Consider the following 20,378-nt stretch of genomic DNA (forward strand, 5'->3'; position numbering starts at 1 on the left):
TATCGCTCAGGCCTTGGCTGCTTTGAGCTCGTCGATCTTGGCGCAGAGGTTCTTCAGCACGAAGTATTCTTCGGTGGAAACCTTGCCTTCATTGACTTCCTGCGTCCACTTTTCGAGCGGGATCTTGATGCCGAATTCCTTGTCGATCGCGAAGACGATGTCGAGGAAATCGAGGCTGTCGATACCAAGGTCGTCGATCGTATGGCTCTCCGGCGTGATCGTCGCGCGGTCGATCTCACTGGTTTCTGCAATAATGTCGGCAACTTTATCGAATGTAGCGGTCACGCGCTGTACCTCATGAAATGACGATTTAAACCCCCTCATAGGCAAATCCATTTCAAAAGCCAATGCTTTCGTCCCGGCGTTGGGGCAATTTGCCGGCTGGGTGTTGCCTAAACAGCAATGGAATGCCGGCCTTTGCCGTCACCCAAGGCGCGAGGCGATGCCGCTGCAGAAAACCCGTCTCACCAGCGAGGGCGAAGAAGCCGCACGAATCAAACCCACGGACGGCCTCGTCTCGACGCCGCACTTCCATTAACAACCAGGGCACGCAAACTTTGATCTGGATCAAATCGCGATCCCGGCGAAATTGATAATCATCAAGCCGCGCTGGAAGAAATCGGGATAGCCGAACCCGCAATCGCGGCGTAATCGTCTACGGTATGCCCGGTATGCCCGGCATGCGCATCTACGCCCGGCACATGCGGATTTCGAAGGGATCAGGATATGGACGTCGCACATAGTGGGGTTCTCGAGGTTGGTATCCCCGTCGCCTGCCGTTCCTGCCAGGCGCGGCACGGCGTCGTCTGCGGCGTACTGTCGAGCGGTCAGTTGAAGGACCTCGGCCGCCACTCGCTGCGCCGCAAGGTCGATGCCGGCTGCGAGATCATCGCACAAGGGTCGGAAAGTTCTTTCTATTCGAACATCATGCGCGGGGTGGTGAAGCTCTGCAAGGTGATGCCGGACGGGCGCCAGCAGATCGTCGGCCTGCAATTCGCTCCCGATTTCGTCGGCAGGCCCTTCGTGCGCGAAAGCACGCTGTCGGCCGAGGCTGCGACCGATGCCGAAATCTGCATCTTCCCCCGCAGCCTGCTCGACCGCATGATATCGGAGACGCCGGAACTGCAGCGCAGCCTGCACGATCAGGCGCTGAAGGAGCTGGATGCCGCGCGTGAATGGATGCTGACGCTCGGCCGGCGCACCGCCGAGGAGAAGGTCGCAAGCCTACTCCACCTCATCGCCACCCATGCCGAACCGCAAACGGCCACAAGCACCGCCTTCGACCTGCCGCTATCCCGCGCCGAGATCGCCGATTTCCTCGGTCTGACGATCGAAACCGTCAGCCGCCAGATGACCAGGTTGCGCAAGAGCGGCGTCATTCGCATCGAGAACTTCCGGCATATCATCGTCCCCGACATGGATGAGCTGGAGAGGATGATCAGCGCGTAAAGGGAATCAGCTGTCGAATTCGGTTTCAGGCGCTGATCCGAGATTAGCGCGTAATGACTACGCGGGTATTGGCAAGGCCGGCCTGCCGCGCCAGCGAGAAGAACTGGGCGGCATTGTCGGGATGCAGACGAACGCAGCCATGCGAGGCCGGCCGACCCAGGCGTTTTAGGTCGAAGGTGGCGTGAACGGCGTAACCGCCGTTGAAGAAGACGGCAAAGGGCATCGGCGCGTTGTCGTATTTTCTGGAGCGGTGATCGCGCGATAGCCACTTGGCGCTCCACGAACCGGTCGGCGTGACATAGCCGTTGCGCGCGGTCGAAACCTTCCAGCGATACTTGACGAAGCCGTTCTCGGAAACGGTCATCATCTGCTTACCGATGCTGATATTGGCGACGAGCGTTGCTGCCTGAGCGGCAACGGGAGAAAACTGCAGCAATAAACTTGCGGCCGCAGCCGCCAAAATCGTCTTCATCATAGCCCTCTTCGAACTCGCGCAGCTTAATTGCGCCCTCACGAAAGAGAGACTACGGCAATACTTGTTATATTGCTTTAATCCGAATGGTAATCACAATTTTAACGAGCCAAAGCAGGAGCTAGCGCCGGAAGATAGTGGCACCTGCTCACTGGAGCTTGCGTGCCGCCGAAGGCTTCTTGAGCCCTTGGTAGGCCTTGTTCATCTTCTCGCGGATCGAGGCCATCGTGCCGAGATTATGCCCGCAGGCCGCACAGGTGATGATGTCGGTCTCCCGGATCTCGGGCCGCTCGAACTTCATCTTGGTGCTCTTGCACTTCGGGCACGGTAATTCAACCTGAACTGTCATCGCTCTGCTTCCGGTCTGATGAGATATGAGGCGGTCGGAATAAACGTTTGAGCCTGGCCTGTCCACTGGGGGCGTGCACGGCACAACCCTACAGAAAACACAAAAACAGCCCGAACGTAACACCGGCGAGCACCATGCAGCTGGCGTAGAACACCGATACGCCGCCCTCGATGTCGCCTGAGGTCGCCACGTCGCGGCCGGCGTCGTTGATCATCGGTTCACGCACGATGACGCCGCCATAGATGCGCGGCCCGGCGAGCTGGACGTTCAGCGCACCCGCCATGGCCGCCTCCGGCCGACCGGAATTCGGCGAGCGGTGTAAGGCCCCGTCCCGCATCGCCACGCGGATCGCTTCACGGCCGGCGCTTGTTCCCCGCCGGATCCAGGCGCCGGCGGCAATCAGCAGGATGGAGAGGCGCGCGGCCGGCCAGTTGGCGACATCGTCGAGCCGAGCGGCCGCCCAGCCGAAGTCGATGTATTTTTCAGACTTATGGCCGATCATCGAATCCGCCGTGTTCAGCATCTTGTAGGCGAAGAGCCCCGGCAGCCCGAAGACGGCATACCAGAGCGCCGGCGCCACGACGCCGTCGGAGAAATTCTCGGCAAGGCTTTCGATCGCCGCGCGGCAGACGGCCGGCTCGTCCAGCGTCTCGGGATCGCGTCCGACGATGCGGGAAACGGCGGCTCGCCCGCCGGCAAGCCCCTCGTCGCGTAAGGCGACGACGACAGCCGCGACGTGATCGGCAAGGCTTTTCTGCGCCAGGAAGATCGCCACCAGCCCGGTCTCCAGCAAGATGCCGATAAGGCCGAACAGCGCGAAGAACCGGTTGAACACGAAGCCGGCGGCCGCCGCCAAAAGAAGCAGCGCCAGGATGGCGGCGATACCGTTCATTCGGCGCTGCGAGCCCGTGAGGCTTGCCGGGTTGAGCTGCCGCTCGGCGTAGGAGATCGCCGCGCCGAACATGACGACGGGATGCGGCATCCGCGACCACAGCCATTGCGGATCGCCGGCGATCCGGTCGAGCAGCAGCGCCAGAAGCAGTACGAGAAGGTTTTCGTCGATCGTCATCGCTCAAATCTCTGAAGGGCTTCGCCAAGCCGCCTGTCTGCCGCCGGATCGGGCGGCAGCCCGAAACGCAGCCACTCCGGCGCATAGTCGAACTTGCGGACGAGAATATGATGGCGGCAGAGATGTGTGTAAATGTCGTCGGCTCTCGCATCGGCGACAAGGGTGAAGAGCGCCGTGCCTCCTGAAAGCTGCAACCCGGCGCCCGTCAGCACCCCATGCAGGCCGGCGCAGCGTTCATTGATGCGGCCGCGAATCGGAGAAACGTCCGAGCGCAGCAGCGAAGCTGCAATCGAAAGAGCCGGGCCGGAGACCGCCCAGGGGCCGAGCCAGTCTTCGAAACGCGCGAGAATATCGCTGCGCGCAATCGCAAAACCGAGCCGCAGGCCGGCAAGCCCGAAGAACTTGCCGAAAGAACGAAAGATCACCAGATTGGAAAGCTGCGGCGCGCGGGATGCAAGGCTGAGTGCCGGATCGGTATCGCCAAAGGCTTCGTCGACGACGAGAAGTCCGTCCGCTGCCTTCATCCTGTCGTGCAGGGCAATCAGCGTTTCGGCCGGCCATATCAACCCATCAGGATTGTTCGGATTGACGACGACAGCCAGCCGATGTCCGGCTCCGATCGCGGCAATATCGTCGACCGCATCGACGGCAAAACCGGCCGAGGCGAAGGCGCGCGCATACTCGCCATAGGTCGGCGATACCACGGCAACCCTGTTGTCCGTCACGGCAACCCTGTTATCCGTCACCGCGACACTGTTGACCGTGCCGCCAACCAGCCTATCCGCCTCGACGAGGCGCGGCAGAAGCTGGATGACCGACTGCGTACCTGGCACCGGCAGCGGCAAGATCTCGCCGCTGCGGTAATGATCTCGCGCCGCACGCCTTGCCTCATCGAGGAGATGCCGGTCCGGCAGGCGATGCCAGGCCCTTGCCGGAATGTCAGGCAGGGCGACGGGGCACGGATTGATGCCCGTGGAAAGATCGAGCCAATCTTCCGGTCTACCGCCGAAGGTAGCGGCAGCGGCGGTGATGCCGCCGCCGTGGACGATCGGTGCGCTCATCCTGCAGCTCCGGCAAGATCGATCAGATGCATGTAGGAGCCTGCCACCTGGTCGCGCCTGAGACCGGCGGCGCCCAGATCGGTTCCGAGCGCATCCTGCACCTGAAAAAGCCGTTTGCCCTCGCCCTCGGAAACGACGCTGGAATAGTGGAATTCATGGGCCGTCATCATCCGAGCAAAGAAGGCGCCGTCGAGGGGCACAACACGGCGATAGCCGAGATGGCGCTTTCGCTCGGCATAGGTGGTGACGACGGGCAGCAAGCCGAGCATTTCATGGCGATGCCCCTTTGCATCGATCAAGCCCTCGCCAAGCACCATGTAGCCGCCGCATTCGCCATAGATCCGGATGTCGCGCGCTGCCGCATCGAGCATGCCGGCGCGGAAATTCTGCGCCTCTGCCAGCCGCCCGGCATGCAGCTCGGGATAACCACCGGGCAGATAGATCGCATCGGCATCACCAGCCGGCGCCTCGTCGGCAAGCGGCGAGAAGAAGGAAATCGCAGCACCCCGGCGGCGCCAGCCGAGCAGCATATGCTCGTAGGAAAAGGCAAAGGCGACATCGCGCGCCACGGCGATGCGGGCACCCAGTGGCGGCAACCGGTCGATATTGGCGGCCGACGGCCGGTTGAGCCCCTGCCTGGCGATGCGCAGCAGGAATTCGAAATTACATTCCTCGGAGACGGCATCCGCCGCATGGTCGATGAAATTGTCGAGGGTTGCGTGTTCGCCGGCCTGGACGAGGCCGAGATGGCGCTCCGGCAGGGAAAGCGCCTTGTCGCTGCCGATGACGGCGATGACAGGCATCCGGATAGCTTCGAGCGCCTGCCGCAGCATCGCCTCGTGCCGGTCGCTGCCGACCTTGTTGAGGATGACGCCAGCAACCCGCACATCGGCACGGAAACCGGCAAAACCAGTAACCAGCGCCGCCACCGACTGCGACATGCGCGAAGCATCGACGACCAACACCACGGAAAGCCCAAGCTGGGCCGCCAGATCGGCCGCCGTACCCCTTCCGTCGGCCGCCCCATCGAAAAGCCCCATCATCGCCTCGATGACGAGGATGCGGTCGCCGGAACGGTGAAGGGCCGCATTGGCCGAGATCAGCTCCGGGCGCATCGCCCAGGGATCGAAATTCAGACAGAGCGTGCCGCTCGCTGCCGCATGGAAGGCGGGATCGATATAGTCAGGGCCGGCCTTGCCGGGCGCGACCGCGATGCCGCGCCGGCGAAGCGCTCGGAGCAGCCCGAGCGTCACCGTCGTCTTGCCGGCACCGGAGGAAGGGGCTGCGATCAGGAGGCCGCTCATGCCCGCACCTTGCCTGACCGGCGGAATGGATCGGGTTGTAGGCGCCGCCCTGCCAGCGCACCAAGCCAGTCGAGCGAGGCTCGGAGCCGGACCACCTCACCGACGACGACCACCGCCGGCGGCTCCAGCCCGGAGGCGGCAACGGCCCCGGGCGCATCGGCGAGTGTCGTTTCCAACACCTGCTGCCGCCCAGTGGCCGCATTGCAGACGAAGGCGACGGGCTCCGACGGCAGCCGGCCTGCGGCGATGAGATTGGCGCTGATCTCGCCGATATGCTTCATTGCCATGTACATGACGATGACGGGTGAGCCCTGGCCAATCGCCTCCCAGTTGATCCTGTCGGGCACGATGCCGGAGGAATCATGGCCGGTGAGGAAGGTCACGGCATGGTTGATGTCGCGATGCGTCACCGGGATGCCGGCATATGCGAGCCCGCCGATGCCGGCGGTGATGCCCGGCACGATGCGGAAGGGGATGTTGTGCTCGACCAGCGTCAACGCCTCCTCGCCGCCGCGGCCGAAAACGAAAGGATCGCCGCCCTTCAGCCGCAGCACCCGTTTGCCGGCTCGCGCAAGCTCCACCAGCCGCAGCGAGATGTCGCGCTGCTTCGCCGAAGGCTTGCCGCCGCGTTTACCGGCATATTCCACAAGCGTTTCCGGCCGCGCCAGCGCCAGGCATTCCTCGTTGACCAAAGCGTCGTGCACGATGACGTCGGCCTCGGAAAGCCCCTTGGCGGCGAGCAGCGTCAAAAGCCCGGGATCGCCGGGACCGGCGCCGACGAGCCAGACGCTGCCCGGCTCAAGCGCCGGAAGATTGGAGAATGCGGCATCGATCATCCTGCTGATCTAGGCCCCGCAAAGGGCAAGGTCAACGCCGCGCCCATCGCCTCACTTGAAGTTGCTGAGATGGTCATGAATCACTTTGTGAAGCGTCGGATTCAAATCCTCGGAGAACCCGCACAACGCAATGAATATATTACAATATATCCCAAGGGCCGGCCGCGATGCTGCCGGCCCTCAAGCGTGTCAGGCTGCAAGCAGCGTATTACGGATGAGGTCGAGGACCCTTTCCGACTCGATGCCTGTGCAGACGATCTGGCTCGGCAAGCCATCCCAAGCGCCATCAGGCGGAAAACGCCGCCCATCTGGCCTGACGATCGTCTGGCCATCGGCGATGCCGCCGCAGACGACACGCACTGCACCCGATATTGACGAGAACAGCTCCGGCACCACGACATAGACGCAGGCGCAGCTGTCATGCACCATCATGCCGTCTTCAACCGCGTGCTTGTAGAAATCGATGTAGGACTGCGAGAGTGCGTCGAGCTGCTTGACCGCCTTGTCGCCCATAGCCGCCATATCGCCGAGATAGCTGCGGCTCATCGTGGTGATCGCGGTGACGTCGAGGCCAATGACGGCCACCTTCCAGGGCGCGGTCATGACGATGTCGGCAGCCTCAGGATCACCGTGGATATTGGCCTCGGCGACGGGCGAGACATTTCCCGGCACATAGAAATTGCCGCCCATGATGACGACGTCCTTGGCCAGCGTCGCAATCTCGGGATCTTCCTTCAGCGCCAGCGCCAGATTGGTCATACGGCCAACGGCGACGAGCCGCACTTCGCCCGGGTAGGCGCGCACCGTGTCGATGATAAAACGATGCGCCGGGCGCGGATCGAGCGGCAGGTCGATCGTCTCGGGCACGTCGATATCACCGAGGCCGTTCTCGCCATGCACCATGGCGGGCCATGGCCGCTCCGCGCGCGAGGAATCGATAGTGACGCTGGCGCCTTTGGAAACGGGTGCCGGTATATTCCATTCACGCTTGAGGAAGAGCGCATTGCGCGTCGTCGTCTCGACCGAGGCGTTGCCGAAGACCGTGGTGATGCCGAGAAGGTCGATTTCGGGATGACGATGCAGGAAGAGAAGCGCCATGGCGTCGTCGACGCCAGGGTCGGTGTCATAGATGACCTTGTGCATGAGATATCCTCTAGATGTGAACCGTGAAGCTGCCGGACGGCGCCGCGAATTGGCGCCACCATAACGCCCACTAGGCTTTCTGCAACCCGCTGCGGGCAACTGCCGCCGTCGCATGCGCAGATTTGATCTTGGCGACAGCAAGCTCGGCATCCGGCCCCGCAGCCGCCAGCGCAGCTGCCTCGGCGACCCCATGGCAGCCGACGCGGGCAAAAACGATCGCAGAGGGATTCGCGAGCCGCGGCGTCTCCTCCTCCAGCCGCAGCGCATCGAAGAAGACGCCAGGCACGGAAAAATGCGCAGCAACCGCAAGGATCGCCGGCTCCAGTCTTCGGCTGTCGATCGAGGCGATGGCTGCGAGTTCCGCCGCGCCGATACCGGCTACGTCGAGCGCCTCGATCGCAAGCGCCAGCACCTCGGCAGGCGACGTCCCGCGCTCGCAGCCGAGGCCGAGCACGTGGTGCCTCGCCGTATCGAAAGAGAGATCGCTCATGGAAACCGTCGAATGCGCCCTGCCCGTGTCGTTGCAGCCATTGCAGCTTGGCGCGGCAAATGCAACAAGGCCGTCTGAAGTCCCTCCCCCGGAATACCACCTTGCCCGATATCGCTTTCCATCTGCTTCCGCTGCTCTGCGCGGCGGCCTTTTTTGCCGGTTTCGTCGATTCCATTGCCGGCGGCGGCGGCCTCATCACCGTTCCCGTCATGCTGATCGTAGGTATTCCACCACTCCAGGCCCTCGGCACCAACAAGGTGCAGTCTCTCTTCGGCGCCGCCTCGGCCACGATAGCCTATGCCCGCAGGGGCCATGTGCAACTTGCCGAACAACTGCCGATGGCGCTGATGGCCACCATGGGCGGCGCGCTCGGCGCGGCACTCGCGACGATCGTTCCAGGCCAGGTGCTGCAGGCCATCATGCCGGTACTCCTGGTGGCGATCGCCGTCTTCTTCGCCGTCAAGCCGAACCTCAACGACCTCGACACCCACCGCCGCATGACTCCCTTCGCCTTCGGTCTGACGCTGGTACCTGTCATCGGCTTTTATGACGGCGTCTTCGGCCCCGGCACGGGCTCCTTCTTCATGTTGGCCTTCGTCACGCTCGCCGGCTTCGGCATGCTGAAGGCGACGGCCCACACCAAGCTTCTCAATCTCGGCTCGAATTTCGGCGCGCTGATCGTCTTCGCAAGCTTCGGCGCGATACTCTGGAAGATCGGCCTGTTGATGGGTGCCTGCCAATTCCTCGGCGCGCAGCTGGGCTCGCGGCTTGCCATACGCATCGGCGCAAAGCTCATCAAGCCGCTGCTTGTGATCGTCTGCGTCGCCCTTGCGGTAAAGCTGCTCGCCGACCCGGCAAATCCGCTGCGCCTGTGGCTCGGCGTCTGACCCAAACCCTCGACCATCTTCCATTACCTCTGGCGTAATTGATAAGGTGCACCGCCTTCCCGCATGATCGGGCTGCCTGGAACTGATGGGCGATCAGAAGGAGATGACCCGATGAACGAAGCAAACACCAACGCAGAGCGCTATCTCGCCATCTGGAATGAGACAGATGCCGCTCGCCGCCGCGCTCTCATCGCCGAGAGCTGGAGCGAAGCCGCAACCTATATCGACCCACTGATGCGCGGAGAAGGCCATGAGCAGATCAATTCGCTGGTCGAGGCCGTGCAAAGCCGCTTCCCCGGCTTCCGCTTCGCCCTGATCGGGGCGGCCGACGGCTACGGCGACAACCTGCGCTTCTCCTGGGGCCTCGGCCCGGAAAATGGCGAAGCGCTGATAAAGGGCACGGATTTCGCCGAACTCCAAGGCGGCAAGCTGAAATCCGTCCGCGGGTTCATAGATTTGCTGCCGGAAGCCGCCTGATGACGCCGACCGCCCGCTCGCTTGGAGACCATTTGCGCGAATGGCGCCAACGTCGCCGCATGAGCCAGCTCGAGCTCGCGCTGGAGGCGGAGATCTCGCAGCGCCATCTGAGCTTCATCGAGAGCGGGCGCTCGACACCGAGCCGCGACATGCTGCTGCATCTTGCCGAACGGCTCGACGTGCCCCTTCGCGATCGGAACCCGCTGCTGCTCGCGGCGGGTTTCGCTCCTGTTTTTGCCGAACGCGCGCTCGACGATCCCGCAATGGAACCGGCCCGTCTCGCCATCGACATAGTGCTGAAAGGGCACGAGCCCTTCCCAGCAATCGCCGTCGACCGCCATTGGACACTCATCGCGGCCAATGCGGCCATCGCTCCGCTGCTCTCAGCCGTTGCTGACCAGTCTCTGCTCAAGGCACCCGTCAACGTACTGCGCCTCAGCTTGCATCCACAAGGATTGGCGCCCCATATCAAAAACCTTTCCGAGTGGCGCGCCCACCTTATCGGCAGGCTGCGCCAACAGTTCTCGGCTTCGGGCGATCCAATGTTGGACAAGCTTTTGAAGGAGTTGTTGTCCTATCCAGCGCCTAAAACTGCTGGCGAGGTCCATACCGACTATGCCGGCATCGCCGTTCCCCTTCAGCTTTGGACCAAGGCCGGCTTGCTTTCCCTGATCTCGACAACAACGATCTTCGGCACGCCCGTCGACATCACTTTGTCGGAACTCGCGGTCGAATCTTTCTTTCCGGCGGATGAGGAAACGGCTGCCATCCTGCGCAGCCTCGCGCTCAACTGACCGTCTCAGAACTCGACGCCCGGCTGACCCTTGATGCCGGAGCGGAAGGGGTGCTTGACGAGTTCCATCTCGGTCACCAGATCGGCGATCTCGATCAATTCTTCCTTGGCGTTCCGGCCGGTCAGCACGACATGCGTCATGGCGGGCTTCTCGCTCGTCAGGAAGGCGACGACGTCGTTGATGTCGAGATAATCGTAGCGCAGCGCGATGTTGATCTCGTCGAGCAGCACCATGGAGTTGCTTTCGTCGCGGATCAGTTCCTTGGCCTTTTCCCAGGCGGCCGCGGCTGCGGCGACGTCGCGGGCGCGGTCCTGCGTTTCCCAGGTGAAACCCTCGCCCATCGTGTGGAACTGGCAGAGATCGGAGAAATGCTTCTCGATCAGGTCGCGTTCGCCGGTCCACATCGCGCCCTTGATGAACTGCACGACGGCCGACGGCTTGCCGTGGGCGATATGGCGGAAGATCATCCCGAAGGCGGCTGATGACTTACCCTTGCCTTTGCCGGTATGGACGATGATCAGGCCCTTGCCGTCGGTCTTGGTCGCCATGATTTTGTCGCGCGCGGCCTTCTTCTTCGCCATCTTCTCGGCGTGGCGGGCGTCGTCCTTGCCGCTCCCGGCTTCTCCGATCTCGCTGTTCGTGGTCTCGTCGCTCATTGGTTCACCTCATTCTGTTGTCTGGCGGCCAGGTCGAACCGGGCCGAATTGCTGCGCGGCGTCCAGAGACTGTGGTCGATTGCTTCAAGCAGCCGCTCCTTCATCTCGTTATATGCAGCCGGATTCTTCTCGATCATGAAATCGCGCACGCCGGCATCGGCGACGAAGGCCTGATAAACGGCCTCGAAATGATGCGCGCCGACCGCACCCGTCGTCGCCGAAAAAGCGAAGAGATAGTCGACGGTGGCGGCAATCTCTGCCGCTCCCTTGTAGCCATGGCGCATGACGCCTGCGATCCATTTCGGATTGACGACGCGCCCGCGCACGACGCGGCCGATCTCCTCTTCCAGCGAGCGGATCACCGGCTTTTCCGGCCTGGAATGGTCGTTATGATAGATCGAAGGACGCGCACCTGTGAGCTGCTCGGCGGCGGCGGCCATGCCGCCCTCGAACTGGTAATAGTCATCGCTGTCGAGCAGGTCGTGCTCGCGATTGTCCTGGTTCTGGATCACAGCCTGCACCGAGCGCAGCCGCTCCTCGAACAAGCCGCGTTCGGCCCTGCCCTCCTCGCCTGCGCCATAGGCATAGCTGCCCCAGACGAGATAGGCCTCGGCGAGATCGGCGCGCCGCTCCCAGCCCTTTTCATCGATCAGCGCCTGCAGGCCGGCGCCATAGGCGCCGGGCTTCGAGCCGAAGACGCGGTAGCCCGCCCGGCGCTTTGCCGAGACTTCGTCCAGACCGGCCGCGCCAAGCCTTGCCGCCTCGCCGCGCATGCGCGTTGCGATCGGATTGTCGGCCTCGTCCTCTTCAAGCGCGCCGATGGCACGGATTGCCTTGTCGAACAGCGCGATCTGCTCGGGAAAGGCATCGCGGAAGAAGCCGGAAATCCGGAGCGTCACGTCAACGCGCGGCCGCCCGAGCATCGCCGGCGGAACGATCTCGTAGCCGGTGACACGGCGCGAACTCATGTCCCAGAGCGGCTTGACGCCGATCAGCGCCAGCGCCTGGGCGATATCGTCGCCGCCGGTGCGCATGTTTGACGTACCCCAGGCCGTCAACCCGAAGGAGACAGGCCACTCGCCATGATCCTGCACATAGCGGCGCACCAGCAGTTCCGCCGATTTTTTGCCGAGCTCGTAGGCGGCCGGCGTCGGCACGGCGCGGCTGTCGACCGAATAGAAATTGCGGCCGGTGGGCAGCACATCGGGCCGCCCGCGTGTTGGTGCACCGGAGGGTCCGGGTGCGACGAAGCGACCGTCGAGGCCAGCGAGCAGACCCGCGATCTCAGCGGGGCCGCAGGCGACGATAGAGGGTTTGAGGCGGGTTTCGATCTCCAAGAGTACAGCCTGCGTAGCCTTCCAGTCCGCTGGGCACTCCATTTCGCCGGAAACGAACTTCGCTGCCAGCAGTTCGATGCGCTCGACGGCGTCGCCGTTGGTTCGCCATGGGGCATCGAGAACATCTGCGAGGATATCAGGACGCGGACCGGCCCAAACGGCAGCCATGTCGGTGTCGAGAGGGTCGAAGGAGGAGGCACCCCGCACGCCGCCGCCCAATCCCGCATCCGCCGCGATCGCCCGCTGCAAACTCGCATCACCGCCCTCGCCAAGCCCGCGCGGCACCCGCGCCAGCGCCACGGTCAGGTCAGTCAAGAGCCGTCCTTCAGGCGAGACCCCGAACACATGCAGTCCATCGCGGATCTGCATCTCCTTGAGGTCGCAGAGATAGGCGTCGAGCTTCTTCAGCGCCTCGCCCTCGCTTTCGCCGCTCGCGATACCGGCATCACGGTCGAGGCCGATATCGGCAACGAGCTCGAGGATCTGGCGGCTGAGCAGACGAATGCGGCGGGGATCACCGCCCGACGCCTCGTAATATTCGTCGACCAGCGCCTCCAGATCCTTCAGCGGCCCGTAGCTTTCTGCCCGCGTCAACGGCGGCGTCAGATGATCGATAATGACGGCCGCACCTCGGCGCTTGGCTTGCGTGCCCTCGCCCGGATCGTTGACGATGAAGGGATAGAGATGTGGCAACGGCCCGAGGATCGCCTCGGGATAGCAGCTTTCTGACAGCGCTAGCGCCTTGCCCGGCAGCCATTCAAGATTGCCGTGCTTGCCCATATGGATGACGGCATGGGCGCCGAACGCGCGGCGCAGGAAAGCGTAGAAGGCGAGATAACCGTGCGGCGGCACGAGATCCGGCGAATGATAACTCTCTTTCGGGTCGATATTATAGCCGCGTGCTGGCTGGATGCCGACGAGCACCTCGCCGAAGCGCGCAAAAGGCAGGGCGAAGACGCCTTCGCGAAAATACGGATCGTCTTGCGGGTTGCCCCAGCGGGCTCTCACCTCATCCTGAATCTTACTGGGAAGAGATTCCAGGAAGCTGTTGTACAGACTCAGGGAAAGCGTCTCGCGGATGATCTTTCCGTCGGAACCGGAATTGGTCGGTCCTTCCATCAGGTGGCGGATCAGCGCATCGCCGTCGGCCGGAATCTCGGCGACCGGATATCCCGCCGCCCGCATAGCCTTGAGCACCTCGACGGTGCCGGCCGGCGTATCCAAGCCGACGCCGTTGCCGATCCGGCCGTCGCGGTTCGGATAGTTCGCCATGACGAGCGCGATGCGCCGGTGGCCGGCGGAAGTCTTCCGCAGCCGCGCCCAATTGGCGGCAAGTTCAGCCGTATAGCGCACCCGGCCGGCATCGGCCTGGCTGGCGACGATATTCGTCTCGACCAGCGCATCGTAGCGCGCCGCCGTCTTGAAGGACACCGCCCGCGCCAGCACCCGGCCATCGACTTCAGGCAGTGCCACGTTCATGCCGAGATCGCGCGCCGACAAGCCCTGCGGAGAAGCCGCCCATGCCTCCTTCGACGAGGCCGACAGGATCGCCTGCAGCACGATCGCCTCATTCGCTTCCAGCACCGTCGGCTGCCGGTCCGCACCCGGTGCCGAGACCGCAAAGCCCGTCGTGTTGATGACAACGTCGGGTTTCAGCGCCGAAAACACGCTTTCGAGAATGCCGGTGGAGATGGGATCCTTGAGGCTATAGGCAAAGACCGGCAGCGGCCGGAGGCCGAGTGCGGCCAGCGCCTCGACAAGCGCTTCGATCGGCCCGGTCTCGCCGCTCTGCACCAGGGCGCGGTAGAAGCTGATGGCGACTGTAGGGGATTCAAATCCCTCCTCCGCTACCATCCCCGCACCCGAAGACATATCTAAAACGACCCGCCGCCACTCCTCGACCCCGATCAACCCCCGCCCCGGCCACCAAATACCTGCCTTCATCAAAGGCACAGCCGGTGCCGGCATCTCTGTGCCCGACAGCATCGCCCCGGCATAATCGAGAAACGCCCGCGCATTAGCATCGCCGCCCTCGATCAGATAGGCCCAGAGCGCGTTGAGATCGTCGAGATCAACATTGGAGAAAGGAACCAGCCCCGCATCTGGCCTGGCATCACCCGGCAAGACCGCAATCAGTGCACCGGCGCGAGCCGCAGCCGCATGCAGCGCTTCCAGCGCATAGTGGAAATAGCTGGCGCCGCCGAGCGCACGCACGATGATCAGCTTCGCATGCCGCGCGGTGCGCTCGACATAGGTATCGACCGACATCGGATGCTTGAGGCTCATCAGACTGGCGAGCCTCAGCGAAGGTGCTGTCCGGCGATCGCGATGGGCGGCTGCGATCGCGGCAAGCTCGCTGTCGGCCGCCGACAGGAACAGGATATCGCCCGGCGTCTGCCCAAGGTCGATTGCCTCCTCGCCGTCGCTGATCGTTCCCTGCTGGGCCAGAAGCAGATGCATCGGTCTATGCCAGCGCTTCGATCGCCGCCCTCACCGCGTCCTGGTCCATTTCGTGCAGGCCAATGACAACGAGGCGTGTGCCGCGCTTTTCTCCGGCTGCCCAGGCGCGGTCGAAATAATGGTCGATGCGGCTGCCGACGGCCTGGAGCTGCAAACGCATCGGCTTGCCTGAAACGTCGACGAAACCCTTGAGACGCAGCACGTCATGGGCTGATATGATGTCCTTCAGCGCTTCGACGAAACCGGCGGGATCGGCAATGGCTCCGAGATCGACGACAAAGCTGTCGAATTCGTCGTGATCGTGCGGCGCGCCATCCTCATGCTCCAGCTCGTGATGCGACTTGCGATTGGCGACATCGTCCTCCGTGCCGATGCCAAGGCCGAGCAAGATGCCGGCTGACACCTCGCCATTTCTCGCCTCGATCATCACGGGCTTGCGCACCGTGCGGGAGGCGACCTCGTCGCGCACCCTGATAAGGCCCGCGGCGTCGATCAAGTCGGTCTTGTTGAGCACGATGAGGTCGGCGCAGGTGAGCTGGTCCTCGAACAGCTCCTCGATCGGGCTTTCGTGATCGAGCGATTCATCCTCGGCACGGCGCGCATCGACGGCATCATGGTCGTCGGCGAAACGGCCGGCGGCAACGGCAGCACTATCGACCACCGTGATGACACCGTCGACGGTCACCTGGGTGCGAATGTCGGGCCAGTTGAAGGCGGCGACCAGCGGCTGCGGCAAAGCAAGGCCCGAGGTTTCGATGACGATATGGTCGGGCCGCTGTTCGCGTTCGAGCAGCTTCGTCATCGTCGGGATGAAGTCGTCCGCGACCGTGCAGCAGATGCAGCCATTGGTGAGCTCGATAATGTCGTCCTCAGTGCAATTCTCCGCACCGCAGCCCTTCAGCACGTCGCCGTCGACGCCGAGATCGCCGAATTCGTTGATAATCAGCGCAATCTTCTTGCCGCCGGCATTGGTCAGCAGGTTGCGGATCATCGTCGTTTTGCCGGCACCGAGGAAGCCGGTGATGACGGTTGCGGGAATCTTCTGCTGGTTCATGGACTTAACCCTTCATTTTCAGCGGCAAGCCTGCCGCGATGAAATAGACTTCGGCGGCCTTCGCCGCGATCGATTGGTGCAGCCGGCCGGCATGATCGCGAAAATCCCGCGCCATGCGATTATCCGGCACGATGCCGAGACCGACCTCGTTGGAAACGAAAACGAGCCGCGCCTTCGCGGCGGGCAGGAAATCGGCAAGTGCGGCAAATTCCACCGCCATCTCACGCTCCTCGATCATCAGATTGGTGACCCACAGCGTCAGGCAATCGATCAGCACGATGCGCCCTTCGCCATCGATGTCGGTAAGCTTGCCGACAAGATCGAGCGGCTCCTCATGCGTCGTCCAGGACGGACCGCGATCGGCCTTGTGTTGCGTTATGCGCGCCTGCATCTCCTCGTCCCAGGCCCGCCCGGTGGCAAGGTAGTGGCGATCCAGATCGGTCGCGGTGACGAGGGATTCGGCGAACCTGGACTTGCCGGAGCGCGCGCCGCCGAGGATGAAGACAGTGTTGGAGGGGGCAGCCGTCATGCCGGCGTTGCCTTCTGAATAGATGCCGCGCAAGCCGCTACGGAAGACGCCGGCGGCTGTAAGGCCCCGCCAAATCGCGCCGCACCAGGCTGCGCTGAATTCAATCGTTCAGCCAAGACAACCTCCGTGCTGGCAACGGGCATAGTGCCCAGGTGTGGGCTTCGCGCCCGGCACGCATGGCAGGTCTCCTGGCTCGCGGTTATCGGCTGCGATCGGGGCAGACCGGAAACCGGTCGCCCTGATCGTGCCAGCGGATCATCCTTGCCTTCCCGGCTGCATCAGTGAAAAGGTGGACGATTCGTAGACTTGAGAGGCGTCCGACCCCGGTTGATCACCATGCATATCCAGTGGCTTTTCCGGCATGCCGCCCGTCCCGCCCGCCTGCACGATTGCAGGCTGCCGGCAGAAAGGGCTTAACGCCGGATGGAAGACCCTGACCGCTCTACAGTCGCGGGGTCGGCTGTGATGAAGGCGCCCGGCTTGGGTCCGCCGCGTCACATTCCCTTTTCATCCGGAAGGGCGTAACACCGATCCGGAACCATCCGTTATGTCGGGATGGTCGGGCGACCATCCGTTGAGGGATGGTTAGGCAAGCTCAGAGGTGAAGTCAACCGGCCTTGGCGACCGGGCAATGGCCGGCCAGAGGAAGCAACTCCGCCAACACGACTTACTCTACCTAAAATATCGTCATTTATCAGAGACTTACATCATAAAAATTTGTCCCAGCCGCCGGCTTTTCGCCGCAATTGCGTCGCAAGCGGACTGCGCGACCATCTCCGCCCTTGACCGGGCCTCTCCCCGCCTAGTTGTCTAGCCATGCTTATGAAATTGGATCGGCGCCGTTTTCGTGCGCTGCGTGTTTTCTTCGATCCGGGACGCCTGCGGGCGCTGACCCGCCGTAGCGAGGTTGGCCTGTCGCTGGCGGGCGCCGTCGTCGGCATCATCTCGGGTCTCGCCGTCACCGGCATGAGTTACGTCTCCAACGAGCTGCATCAGCTGGTCTTCGGCATATCAGACAGCGAGCGACTGAGCTCGTCCGAGATCGAGAACAAGATGCTGCTGCTCACTGCCCCCGTCATTGGCGGCGCCCTGCTCGGCCTGTTGCTCCTAGTGCTGGCGAAACGACGCAAGAAGCCGATGGTCGACCCGATCGAGGCCAATGCGCTGCATGGCGGCCGCCTGTCCTTGACCGACAGCATCATCGTTGCCGTGCAGAACCTGATCTCCAACGGTTTCGGCGCCTCCGTCGGCCTGGAGGCCGGCTATACCCAGCTTGCTGCCGGCCTCGCCTCGAAATTCGGCCTGAAGCTGCAGCTTCGCCGCTCGGACCTGCGCACCCTCGTTGGCTGCGGCGCGGCGGGCGCCATCGCCGCCGCCTTCAACGCGCCGCTGACCGGTGCTTTCTATGCTTTTGAGCTGATCATCGGCACCTATACGATCGTGTCGCTGACGCCTGTCGTCGTCTCCGCCCTTGTCTCCACCCTGATCGCAAGGCTGCTTGCCGGCAGCGATTTCACCATCGATATCGGCAGCTTCGGCTCGGTCGTGCCAGCCGATTATATCCCGGCACTGCTGCTCGGTGCTTTCTGCGCCGGTGTCGGCATCCTGATCATGCAGGGCGTCGCCTTTGTCGAAGAGCTGGCGCGCAAGAGCTCGATCGCCCCACCCTTCCGCCCGGCACTCGGCGGCATCATCGTCGGGCTGTTGGCGATGATCTCACCGCAGGTGCTCTCGGCCGGCCACGGCGCGTTGCATCTCAACCTTTCCCGTGAGGTGGCGATCCCGACGCTGATCGGCCTCTTCCTCTTGAAATCCTTCGCCTCGGCGATCTCGATCGGCTCCGGCTTCAGGGGTGGGCTGTTCTTCGCCTCGCTGTTCATGGGCGCCCTGCTCGGCAAGCTCTTCGCCTATTGCGGCCCCTATTTCGCCGATGCGACGCTGACGCCCGTCATCTATGCCGTGGTCGGCATGAGTTCGCTCGCCGTCGCCGTCATCGGCGGGCCGCTGACCATGACGTTCCTGGCGCTCGAAATCACCGGCGATTTCCCGATTACGGCGCTGGTGCTCGCCGCCGTCATCACCTCCTCGCTCGTCGTCCGCTCGACCTTCGGTTACTCCTTCGCCACATGGCGCTTTCATCTTCGCGGCGAAAGCATCCGCAGCGCCCATGATGTCGGCTGGATCCGCAATCTGACGGTCGACAAGCTGATGCGCGCCGATGTCAAGACGGCAAGGGCGGGCATCTCTCTGGAGGAATTCAAGCAGGCCTTCCCGATCGGCTCGACCCAGCGCGTCATCCTCGTCGAGGAGAGCGACAAATATGCGGGCCTCGTGCTGGTGCCGGAGATCTACGCCAACCCGACCGACGCCCAGGACGAGGGCAAGACGCTTGCCGATTTCATCCACTACCGCAACGATTTCCTGCAGCCGCAGATGAATGCCAGGCAAGCGGCGGCGATCTTCGACAAGAGCGAAAGCGAAGCACTCGCCGTCGTCAACAACCTGATCGAACGCAAGGTGATCGGCCAGCTCAGCGAAAGCTATACGCTGCGCCGCTACAGCGAAGAACTCGACCGCCGCCGCCGCGAGGTCTCAGGCGAGATCTGAGCGTCGTCGCGCCGATCGGATCGACGCTTCAGGATACGGCGTCGGCGAGCTTGAACACGTCGGCCCGCTTCGAAACACCGCGCAGCTCGAACGATCCTAGATACTCGCAGGCCACGGCGCAGGTGGCCGCGAAGCTCTCCGACATCAGCAGGTGTTGTTCAAGCGTGCCGCAGAGCTTTTCGAGCCGCGAGGCCTCGTTGACGGCCCTGCCGATCACCGTGAAATCGAGCCTGCCACGGGCGCCGACGTTCCCGTAGAAAACCTCGCCGAGATGCAGGACGACATCGACGCCGATATCGGGGCCGCCGTTTTTCGTCCGCTCACGGTTCAGCGCCTCGTTTGCTTTCAGCAGATTCTTCGTAGAAGCCAGCGCGGCCATGCAGGCCTTCTGCGGATCCTCGGCGTCGGTCGGAAAGATCGCAAGCACGCTGTCGCCCATGAACTTGAGGATCTCGCCGGAATTTTCCTCGACATGCCGGTCGATCAGCTCGAAATGTTCGTTCAGAAACCCGACGATCTCGCTGGGTTGATAGACCTCGGTCAAGGCCGTGAAATTTCTGAGGTCCGCAATCAGGATCGCCGCATTGATGGAGCCGCCGGTTCCCCTCTGGGTCTCCCCGGCCAGAATGCGCGCGCTCGTCCTGGCGCCGGTATAGACCGCGAGGATGTCGGTGGCGGTTTTCGATGCCGCCACACGGTAAGCCGCCAGACCCAGCGCCGGGACAAGCGCTTTGACGATCGCCAGCTGATCATCGGAAAATCCGCCCGGCGCATCGCTGGTCAGGGAGAAACCAAGCCCGCGCAACGCGACCTCCTTCGGAAATTCGCAAAGGCTGACCAGATGGTCCGTGCCGCCGGCAAGCGCAAATTCCGCGAGCTGCGGATAGTCAAGCCCCTCACCCCTGGCCAATATCCAGCGCCCTGTTCTCTCGCCGCGGTTCAGCAGGTAAAATATCGGTGTTTTCTCGAAGTTGCGCTCTTCTACGCTGCCATGCGCTGCATTTTCGAGAACGGTTGCACCGCCCCGCACGAAATTGGCCGAGACGCCGCGATACATGGGATGAAGGGATGGCATGGTAATGCTGGCCCGCCAGATCGGAATGCCATCTGCGATCAGCCGGTCGCACAGGCCGGCGACGAGATCGCCAATATGCTCGCTGGTGAGTCCCTGCTCTATAAGCCACTGAATATGATCGTTAATTTTCGAACCTCCGCATGGGACCGGGAACCGGGAATGACCGTTTTCGCCACCAAAGCCCGGCAACACGAACCGCAGATACGCGCTGAAAGAGCGATATCACGCATCTCATTCCTTAGCCTGCTTCACGTCGCTATACCACTCCTGGGCGAATGGAAGTGATAGGGAATCCAATGATGACAACAAGGAGCGCCGGCGCTTTTCCT

The 20,378-nt window shown here is 63.0% G+C and carries 20 protein-coding genes and 1 riboswitch; of the genes, 5 read left to right on the forward strand and 15 right to left on the reverse strand.

The genetic code is table 11. From position 1 onward, the window contains the following. Positions 1–6: 6 nt before the first annotated feature. A complete protein-coding gene (locus ACD590_RS11765) occupies positions 7–285 on the reverse strand; it encodes an acyl carrier protein (RefSeq protein ID WP_003540486.1) in 279 nt (92 codons plus the stop codon). Between the two features lie 52 nt (positions 286–337). Further along, positions 338–571 carry a hypothetical protein gene (locus tag ACD590_RS11770; protein ID WP_130716548.1) on the reverse strand — a complete coding sequence of 78 codons (234 nt, stop codon included), beginning with the start codon at positions 569–571 and terminating at the stop codon, positions 338–340. A 155-nt stretch (positions 572–726) separates the two neighbouring features. On the opposite strand from ACD590_RS11770, the gene ACD590_RS11775 reads away from it, so the two are divergent. Beyond that, positions 727–1,449 (forward strand): Crp/Fnr family transcriptional regulator, encoded by a 723-nt coding sequence (locus tag ACD590_RS11775; RefSeq protein WP_439002603.1) that lies wholly within the window; start codon positions 727–729, stop codon positions 1,447–1,449. A 43-nt stretch (positions 1,450–1,492) separates the two neighbouring features. Here the strand turns inward: ACD590_RS11775 and ACD590_RS11780 are convergent, their stop codons facing one another. The 8 genes from ACD590_RS11780 to ACD590_RS11815 form a co-directional block, all read right to left on the reverse strand. Further along, on the reverse strand, positions 1,493–1,924 hold the full coding sequence (locus ACD590_RS11780) for a L,D-transpeptidase (protein WP_196767180.1): 432 nt from the start codon (positions 1,922–1,924) through the stop codon (positions 1,493–1,495). 145 nt (positions 1,925–2,069) lie between these two features. Beyond that, the gene (locus ACD590_RS11785; protein ID WP_018074603.1) at positions 2,070–2,270 is read right to left on the reverse strand and encodes an ECs_2282 family putative zinc-binding protein; all 201 of its coding nucleotides are present in this window, start codon (positions 2,268–2,270) and stop codon (positions 2,070–2,072) included. Positions 2,271–2,358: 88 nt separating this feature from the next. Further along, positions 2,359–3,339: an adenosylcobinamide-phosphate synthase CbiB gene (gene cbiB / locus ACD590_RS11790; RefSeq protein WP_439002604.1), complete on the reverse strand. Its 981-nt coding sequence runs from the start codon at positions 3,337–3,339 to the stop codon at positions 2,359–2,361. Then, positions 3,336–4,400 (reverse strand): threonine-phosphate decarboxylase CobD, encoded by a 1,065-nt coding sequence (cobD, locus tag ACD590_RS11795; RefSeq protein WP_439002605.1) that lies wholly within the window; start codon positions 4,398–4,400, stop codon positions 3,336–3,338. Before cobD ends, cbiB begins: the two co-directional genes overlap by 4 nt. Beyond that, on the reverse strand, positions 4,397–5,704 hold the full coding sequence (locus ACD590_RS11800) for a cobyrinate a,c-diamide synthase (protein ID WP_018447294.1): 1,308 nt from the start codon (positions 5,702–5,704) through the stop codon (positions 4,397–4,399). Before ACD590_RS11800 ends, cobD begins: the two co-directional genes overlap by 4 nt. Then, on the reverse strand, positions 5,701–6,540 hold the full coding sequence (gene cobA, locus ACD590_RS11805; RefSeq protein WP_439002606.1) for a uroporphyrinogen-III C-methyltransferase: 840 nt from the start codon (positions 6,538–6,540) through the stop codon (positions 5,701–5,703). The genes ACD590_RS11800 and cobA overlap by 4 nt, the downstream gene beginning before the upstream one ends. Before the next feature lie 189 nt (positions 6,541–6,729). Next, entirely contained in the window at positions 6,730–7,683 is a 954-nt protein-coding gene (locus tag ACD590_RS11810; protein WP_439002607.1) for a nucleoside hydrolase, read from the reverse strand. Between the two features lie 70 nt (positions 7,684–7,753). Beyond that, positions 7,754–8,173: a cobalamin biosynthesis protein gene (locus ACD590_RS11815; RefSeq protein ID WP_018242391.1), complete on the reverse strand. Its 420-nt coding sequence runs from the start codon at positions 8,171–8,173 to the stop codon at positions 7,754–7,756. 101 nt (positions 8,174–8,274) lie between these two features. Between ACD590_RS11815 and ACD590_RS11820 the strand changes: the two genes are divergently transcribed. From ACD590_RS11820 to ACD590_RS11830, 3 genes are all read left to right on the forward strand, one after another. Further along, entirely contained in the window at positions 8,275–9,060 is a 786-nt protein-coding gene (locus ACD590_RS11820; RefSeq protein ID WP_439002608.1) for a TSUP family transporter, read from the forward strand. A 63-nt stretch (positions 9,061–9,123) separates the two neighbouring features. Further along, positions 9,124–9,537 carry a nuclear transport factor 2 family protein gene (locus ACD590_RS11825; protein ID WP_171820906.1) on the forward strand — a complete coding sequence of 138 codons (414 nt, stop codon included), beginning with the start codon at positions 9,124–9,126 and terminating at the stop codon, positions 9,535–9,537. Further along, entirely contained in the window at positions 9,537–10,331 is a 795-nt protein-coding gene (locus tag ACD590_RS11830) for a helix-turn-helix domain-containing protein (RefSeq protein WP_439002609.1), read from the forward strand. Before ACD590_RS11825 ends, ACD590_RS11830 begins: the two co-directional genes overlap by 1 nt. Positions 10,332–10,336: 5 nt before the next feature. Here the strand turns inward: ACD590_RS11830 and cobO are convergent, their stop codons facing one another. From cobO to cobU, 4 genes are read right to left on the reverse strand one after another with little or no spacing between them, the layout of a single operon-like run. Beyond that, positions 10,337–10,987 (reverse strand): cob(I)yrinic acid a,c-diamide adenosyltransferase, encoded by a 651-nt coding sequence (cobO, locus tag ACD590_RS11835; RefSeq protein WP_018242395.1) that lies wholly within the window; start codon positions 10,985–10,987, stop codon positions 10,337–10,339. Beyond that, a complete protein-coding gene (gene cobN / locus ACD590_RS11840; RefSeq protein ID WP_439002610.1) occupies positions 10,984–14,784 on the reverse strand; it encodes a cobaltochelatase subunit CobN in 3,801 nt (1,266 codons plus the stop codon). The genes cobO and cobN overlap by 4 nt, the downstream gene beginning before the upstream one ends. A 4-nt stretch (positions 14,785–14,788) precedes the next feature. Then, positions 14,789–15,838: a cobalamin biosynthesis protein CobW gene (gene cobW / locus ACD590_RS11845; protein ID WP_130652576.1), complete on the reverse strand. Its 1,050-nt coding sequence runs from the start codon at positions 15,836–15,838 to the stop codon at positions 14,789–14,791. Between the two features lie 4 nt (positions 15,839–15,842). After that, positions 15,843–16,367 carry a bifunctional adenosylcobinamide kinase/adenosylcobinamide-phosphate guanylyltransferase gene (cobU, locus tag ACD590_RS11850; RefSeq protein WP_028733104.1) on the reverse strand — a complete coding sequence of 175 codons (525 nt, stop codon included), beginning with the start codon at positions 16,365–16,367 and terminating at the stop codon, positions 15,843–15,845. Positions 16,368–16,528: 161 nt separating this feature from the next. Further along, positions 16,529–16,925, reverse strand: a riboswitch (cobalamin riboswitch). Between the two features lie 258 nt (positions 16,926–17,183). Between cobU and ACD590_RS11855 the strand changes: the two genes are divergently transcribed. Next, the gene (locus tag ACD590_RS11855) at positions 17,184–18,974 is read left to right on the forward strand and encodes a chloride channel protein (RefSeq protein WP_018242399.1); all 1,791 of its coding nucleotides are present in this window, start codon (positions 17,184–17,186) and stop codon (positions 18,972–18,974) included. 28 nt (positions 18,975–19,002) lie between these two features. Here ACD590_RS11855 and ACD590_RS11860 read toward each other — a convergent pair whose 3' ends face one another. Further along, positions 19,003–20,049, reverse strand: coding sequence for an adenylate/guanylate cyclase domain-containing protein (locus ACD590_RS11860; RefSeq protein WP_245368759.1), 1,047 nt, complete (start codon positions 20,047–20,049; stop codon positions 19,003–19,005). Positions 20,050–20,378 lie beyond the last annotated feature (329 nt).

This window comes from Rhizobium sp. 862_C5_N1_2, from assembly GCF_051811205.1.
Lineage (GTDB): Bacteria > Pseudomonadota > Alphaproteobacteria > Rhizobiales > Rhizobiaceae > Rhizobium > Rhizobium leguminosarum.

Bases quoted from the DNA above. Each gene is read 5' to 3' on its own strand.
- ACD590_RS11855 (WP_018242399.1), top strand. From the start codon at position 17,184: ATGCTTATGAAATTGGATCGGCGCCGTTTTCGTGCGCTGCGTGTTTTC.
- ACD590_RS11775 (WP_439002603.1), top strand. From the start codon at position 727: ATGGACGTCGCACATAGTGGGGTTCTCGAGGTTGGTATCCCCGTCGCC.
- cobU (WP_028733104.1), bottom strand. From the start codon at position 16,367: ATGACGGCTGCCCCCTCCAACACTGTCTTCATCCTCGGCGGCGCGCGC.
- cbiB (WP_439002604.1), bottom strand. From the start codon at position 3,339: ATGACGATCGACGAAAACCTTCTCGTACTGCTTCTGGCGCTGCTGCTC.
- ACD590_RS11810 (WP_439002607.1), bottom strand. From the start codon at position 7,683: ATGCACAAGGTCATCTATGACACCGACCCTGGCGTCGACGACGCCATG.
- cobN (WP_439002610.1), bottom strand. From the start codon at position 14,784: ATGCATCTGCTTCTGGCCCAGCAGGGAACGATCAGCGACGGCGAGGAG.
- ACD590_RS11860 (WP_245368759.1), bottom strand. From the start codon at position 20,049: ATGCCATCCCTTCATCCCATGTATCGCGGCGTCTCGGCCAATTTCGTG.
- ACD590_RS11785 (WP_018074603.1), bottom strand. From the start codon at position 2,270: ATGACAGTTCAGGTTGAATTACCGTGCCCGAAGTGCAAGAGCACCAAG.
- ACD590_RS11825 (WP_171820906.1), top strand. From the start codon at position 9,124: ATGATCGGGCTGCCTGGAACTGATGGGCGATCAGAAGGAGATGACCCG.
- ACD590_RS11800 (WP_018447294.1), bottom strand. From the start codon at position 5,704: ATGAGCGGCCTCCTGATCGCAGCCCCTTCCTCCGGTGCCGGCAAGACG.
- cobO (WP_018242395.1), bottom strand. From the start codon at position 10,987: ATGAGCGACGAGACCACGAACAGCGAGATCGGAGAAGCCGGGAGCGGC.
- ACD590_RS11815 (WP_018242391.1), bottom strand. From the start codon at position 8,173: ATGAGCGATCTCTCTTTCGATACGGCGAGGCACCACGTGCTCGGCCTC.
- ACD590_RS11830 (WP_439002609.1), top strand. From the start codon at position 9,537: ATGACGCCGACCGCCCGCTCGCTTGGAGACCATTTGCGCGAATGGCGC.
- cobW (WP_130652576.1), bottom strand. From the start codon at position 15,838: ATGAACCAGCAGAAGATTCCCGCAACCGTCATCACCGGCTTCCTCGGT.
- ACD590_RS11780 (WP_196767180.1), bottom strand. From the start codon at position 1,924: ATGATGAAGACGATTTTGGCGGCTGCGGCCGCAAGTTTATTGCTGCAG.
- cobA (WP_439002606.1), bottom strand. From the start codon at position 6,540: ATGATCGATGCCGCATTCTCCAATCTTCCGGCGCTTGAGCCGGGCAGC.
- cobD (WP_439002605.1), bottom strand. From the start codon at position 4,400: ATGAGCGCACCGATCGTCCACGGCGGCGGCATCACCGCCGCTGCCGCT.